We start from the raw sequence: 4,765 nt of genomic DNA on the forward strand, positions 1-4,765 counted from the left end.
CCCGCCAGCTCGGGCTGAAGCCCTGCTTCACGCCCGTGAAGAGCCCCCAAAGCAATGGCATCTCCGAGGCCTTCGTCCGCACCCTGAAGCGCGACTACGTCCAGGTCACGCCCTTGCCGGACGCTGCCGCTGTCCTCGGATTGCTCCCAAGCTGGTTCGAGGACTACAACGCCCACCACCCGCACTCCGGGCTGAAAATGCGCTCGCCTCGCGAGTTCATCGCCGCCCAAACCGCAACCGCCTGAGTGTTCGGTCAAACGGGGGCCAGATCACTCCTCGGCTTCCTCAAGCATCGCGACGTCTGCGGGATCTCGTTCTTGGTAGTCGTCTTCACGCACTACGACCATCATGATTGATCCGTCGGCGAGCCATTCGCGGCGGCTGGGAGTAAGCATTCGGCCCTCGCCCCAGCGGTATGTCGCCGGGTGCAAGTCGTAGTTCACTACCCCGGTGGCCACCTCGGACCAGTGCACACCAACGGCCTCTAGGTAAGTCCTGGGCCGGACAAGGCGGTCGAGCTTCACACTCTCGTAGAACTGCATACGGGCTGTGGGCTGTAGCTCCCCGCCACGCATCGGTTGCCCGTCCTGCCGGCAGATCTCGTCCACGAACTCATGACAGGAACCAGGGAAGTGGTGGCGGGACACCGTAATCACGACTGAGTCGTTCATGCTCGTCTCTCAGGATGAACCGATAGCCACTCACATACCGAGGTCTCGCGATGGTGTCAACGCCACCATACAAGGTTACTCAGTCAACAGAATCTTTGACTCAGGAATCTGTCGAGGGTGGCAAAGAATCGTTGCGGGCTGGATGTGGCTGGATACTGTTGAAGGTAGACATGGGAGGCCACATACATGGCGCGGTACCGTCTGATCCTGACCGGCTGCGAAGAGAGGCTCATCGTTGAGACTGGAGGCTCTTTCACCGACGTCGTCCAAGACTTGAGCGTGCAGCGCATCCTGCAAGCGCGGCTTGTCGCCGTGGACGGGCAGGCATGCCGCAACAACCTCGCTATCAGCATCTCTAAGATCGTGGCAGTTGTTGAGGTCGACACCTCCGAATAGAACGAAGGCGTGCCTCGAGTTGATGATCTAAGCTATACGAAGTCACTCGCCCTGTTCATGCCGGGCGACGTGGCTGATATTTCCGGGCTGCCCCCCAACCTGCAAAGGGTTTGGCGGCGTCGGGGGCAGATCGCCCCTGTGGAAGGGACTAGGGCGAGATTTACCGCGCTCGAAGCCGCCGAACTCATGCTGCGCTACGAAGTCTCCAAGGCAGGAGTGTCTCCCGGCGAGTCGGAAGACCTAGGCAAGCTAGCCGGGCCGCTAATCCTCTATCACGCGCTTCTGGACGGCGATGGGGCAGTAGAGGTTACAGGCCCCAGGGAGCACGTAGAGCACTTTCTAGCTCAGTTCGCCGAAGACACCACTCTACCTATGGCTCTAGCCGCAGTGACAGAAGTCAAACGGTTCCTATTCCGAGCTGACGGCGGCGACTTCATAGTCACGGACGAACTGCAATCGCTCAGCAGCGCAGAGAGCCCGCTATCAGGCTACTTTCTCGACCTGGAAGTGGCCGGCCGCCGCCTCTCGGACCGAGCGGGCCGCCCACTGTTGTCAGTCGAGTTGCACGCACCTCAGGCCACCAGCCCTAAAGTCAGGAGGCTGACCCATCCGAGTACGCCAAGGCCCTAACATCTAGCTGCGCACACCGGCACCAGAACTCTCGGAGCGATTTCGCCTTCACGGGGCAGCGCCAACGCTTATGCAAAACCTACCCTTTGACCGACTTCCAAGAGAGCTGCAGCCACCAAGATGCAGGCAAACATCTAACGCGCCTAGACCTCCTTGGCCGGCAACTCAGTCAGCAGCCTCACATATAGGACCGCCGCAAACCAACTCTGTTCCACAGATCGTCGAGATCCGATGAAATGATAACCTGACTACATTCGGCAGGCAGAAAGCCTTCACTAGTCAAAGGGCGCTGCCTGCCAGACAACTAATGCGACGAGGTGGTCGTCTCGCCCACCAAGAGTGAAGAACAAGCGGCCCCTTGCGCGTCGGGAGAGAATACTTTGGAAATTAATACCTCTGAGGCCCGCCTTCGAACGAACCCTGCCTCGCAGCAGTTTGTCCAAATGGTCCGAGATAATGAAGATGATCTCAACCTCCGCGACGCCCAACTATATTTCAACTTTCCCCTCTACAAAGAAGAAGAAAACGTAGTTGCGGCAAATTTGATTATCGTATCTCCCAGACATGGAGTCGTGGTGATTGAAGCCACCGACGCAGCGAGAGCGAGCGCCGAAAACGACGTCCGACAAGTCAACGAGTCGCTAGACCAGGTTTACGGCCAAATTCACGCACGGCTAACAAAGAATCGTGCCCTGCGACTCAACAAACGTGACCTGCTATTCCCTCTGGAGCCACTGATTTTTGCTCCGAATTTGGAAAAAGACATAGACAGTGCAGAACTTGACGCGGCTGTCATCAGGAACCGGACGCAACTCAAGGAATTCCTGAGCAGGATAGAGATAGCGGCGCTAGATCCGGCGGTCAGCCGGGAAATCGTCTCAGTGGTTGAGGGCGCCAAAGGTCTCATCGTGCCACGCCCAAGGGAAACAAAGCAACTTAAGGAGACCTCTCGCGCGAGCATCGTCAATCGTCTAGAAGCAGAAATCGCAAGTTTTGACCAAGAGCAGAAACACGGCTATCTGTCCGTGATCTCCGGTGCTCAAAGAATTCGTGGTCTCGCCGGCTCGGGAAAAACAGTGGTGTTAGCAATGAAGGCTGCGCTGACCCATTTGCAGTATCCCGATGCTACGATTGTCTACACCTTTTATACGCGAAGCCTCTACCAACACGTTCGACGGCTGATCACTCGTTTCTACAGGCAGTTCGACGACAAGGATCCCGATTGGTCTCAAATTCGCGTTATGCATGCATGGGGAGGAAAGTCCAAGCCGGGCGTTTATTACGAAGCATGTAGAATGAGCGGAGTTCCACCTCTCACGTATTCGCAGGTCCAGGACACTGCATCGCCTTTCGATACGGCCTGCCAAGACTTAGAGTCGTACGGTAAGATCCCTCAAGCATTTGACTATGTCTTCGTGGACGAAGGTCAGGACTTTCCTGCCTCATTCCTGAGAATATGCCTCAAACTGGCGAAGCAACAGAAACTTGTCTACGCCTATGATGAACTGCAGAACATCTTCCAGGCAGAGATTCCCTCGGTTGAAAGTGTTTTCGGGCAAGGGTTCCGGCTGGAAGAGGACGTCGTACTCAAAAAGTGCTACCGTAACCCGCGCGAAGTGTTGGTATGTGCGCACGCGATAGGCTTCGGAATCTACGGCGACAAGATTGTTCAAATGCTTGAGAACGAGGGACATTGGAAAGATGTCGGATACGACATTGCAGAAGGAACGCTTAGGCCAGGCGAGACTGTCCGGATACTCCGGCCTGAGGAGAACTCGCCAAGCTCCATTTCGCAGACCCAAAGTATGGATCAAATCATCTCTGCCCATCGAATGAGTAGCGCGACAGACGAGGTGAGGTTTGTTGCTAAGAGTGTTCTGAACGACATCAAGACCGAAGGACTGAAAGCGGAGGACATCGTTGTTCTCTGTGCCGACGACAGATATGCTCGGAGTTACTTCGGAAGTTTGGTCTCGCTCCTCGCCTCCGAAGGAATCTCTTCCAACAACCTTAGCGGCGACTCGATGTCTGGCGATGTCTTTACACGCGACAACGCAGTTACTCTGACCTCCGTCCATCGTGCAAAGGGGAATGAGGGTTACTCGGTATATGTCATGGGCGTGGATGCTCTGTTCCGGCGGCCGACTGTCAGGACGCGGAACCTCGCGTTCACCGCGATGACCAGAGCGAAGGCATGGTTGACCGTGACGGGTGTGGGCGAGGCTGCCGCAACCTTCATTCAGGAGTTGGATGCAGCTAAGGCGAAGTTCCCCTACTTGGAATTTGAGTACCCAGGACCGGAGGATCTTCGGGTCATGAAACGCGACCTAGAAGAGTCTGCTGGGCAGAGGCTTCAGGACGCGCTTGAGGATGTCATCGACGAACTGGACGAAGAAGAGATCAGGGCAGCTATCGACAGGATCAGTGAGAAGCGAAAAAAGTCGTTCAAGAAATGATCACTGTTGGCAAGTTCGCTGCGTCGAGAAATCAGGTTCATGGCCTCCTTGGCCGAGTGGATGTTCTCCAGAGTTGGCTATCTTACCCCGTTTATCCTGAGCATATGCCTTTAGAGTTGAGGGGCAGACCCTACGTAGAACAATGGGAGAAGTGTAGCACCGAATCGTGGTTCGATGCCGTGCTTCGAGATGGTTCGTTGTTGCAATTTAGGAGATATGACGATAGACTTTCCTACTCTTTCCACGATTGTCCTTTTGCGTATCAGAGTTTCGAGGATTTCGCCTTTGAACAGGCGGGCGAGGACTGGCGAGATTACGCAGACGTACTGGCCGAGGAGTACGAACTGGCAAGAAGTTCCGAGATGACAGAGCGCCCAGCGACTCCTATAAGATATGACTTCGAGCCGCATCTTTATACATGCGGTCGCCATCCTGCAGGGCATATACACTTTGGCTTCGAGAGGGCTCTGTTGAGCAATTCGGCGTAAGAGCGAGCTGCCCCTGACCCCCGTCGGCTTTATGCAACGCGCTTGGTCTCGGGGGTGCCGAGGGCGGTGAAGCGGTTGAGAAGGGCGGCACGGATCTGAAGCTCGGCGGTTTGGCGGCTGGGGG

6 protein-coding genes are annotated in these 4,765 nt (G+C 55.9%); 5 read left to right on the top strand and 1 reads right to left on the bottom strand.

From position 1 onward, the window contains the following. The coding region (locus RUMESO_RS02085; protein WP_037277710.1) for an integrase core domain-containing protein at window positions 1-245 on the top strand (245 nt) is incomplete at its 5' end. A 24-nt stretch (window positions 246-269) separates the two neighbouring features. Here RUMESO_RS02085 and RUMESO_RS02090 read toward each other — a convergent pair. After that, entirely contained in the window at window positions 270-671 is a 402-nt protein-coding gene (locus RUMESO_RS02090) for a hypothetical protein (protein WP_037277718.1), read from the bottom strand. Between the two features lie 186 nt (window positions 672-857). Here RUMESO_RS02090 and RUMESO_RS02095 point away from each other — a divergent pair, with 186 nt between their 5' ends. The 4 genes from RUMESO_RS02095 (at window position 858) to RUMESO_RS28265 (ending at window position 4,641) form a co-directional block, all read left to right on the top strand. After that, entirely contained in the window at window positions 858-1,067 is a 210-nt protein-coding gene (locus tag RUMESO_RS02095) for a hypothetical protein (protein ID WP_037277729.1), read from the top strand. Window positions 1,068-1,076: 9 nt separating this feature from the next. Then, window positions 1,077-1,697: a hypothetical protein gene (locus RUMESO_RS24835; RefSeq protein ID WP_156362616.1), complete on the top strand. Its 621-nt coding sequence runs from the start codon at window positions 1,077-1,079 to the stop codon at window positions 1,695-1,697. A 380-nt stretch (window positions 1,698-2,077) separates the two neighbouring features. Beyond that, window positions 2,078-4,153 (top strand): DEAD/DEAH box helicase, encoded by a 2,076-nt coding sequence (locus tag RUMESO_RS23740; RefSeq protein ID WP_156362618.1) that lies wholly within the window; start codon window positions 2,078-2,080, stop codon window positions 4,151-4,153. A gap of 104 nt (window positions 4,154-4,257) precedes the next feature. Further along, on the top strand, window positions 4,258-4,641 hold the full coding sequence (locus RUMESO_RS28265; protein WP_425414859.1) for a DUF2290 domain-containing protein: 384 nt from the start codon (window positions 4,258-4,260) through the stop codon (window positions 4,639-4,641). Window positions 4,642-4,765: the final 124 nt, after the last annotated feature.

It is taken from the genome of Rubellimicrobium mesophilum DSM 19309, from assembly GCF_000600335.2.
Lineage (GTDB): Bacteria > Pseudomonadota > Alphaproteobacteria > Rhodobacterales > Rhodobacteraceae > Rubellimicrobium > Rubellimicrobium mesophilum.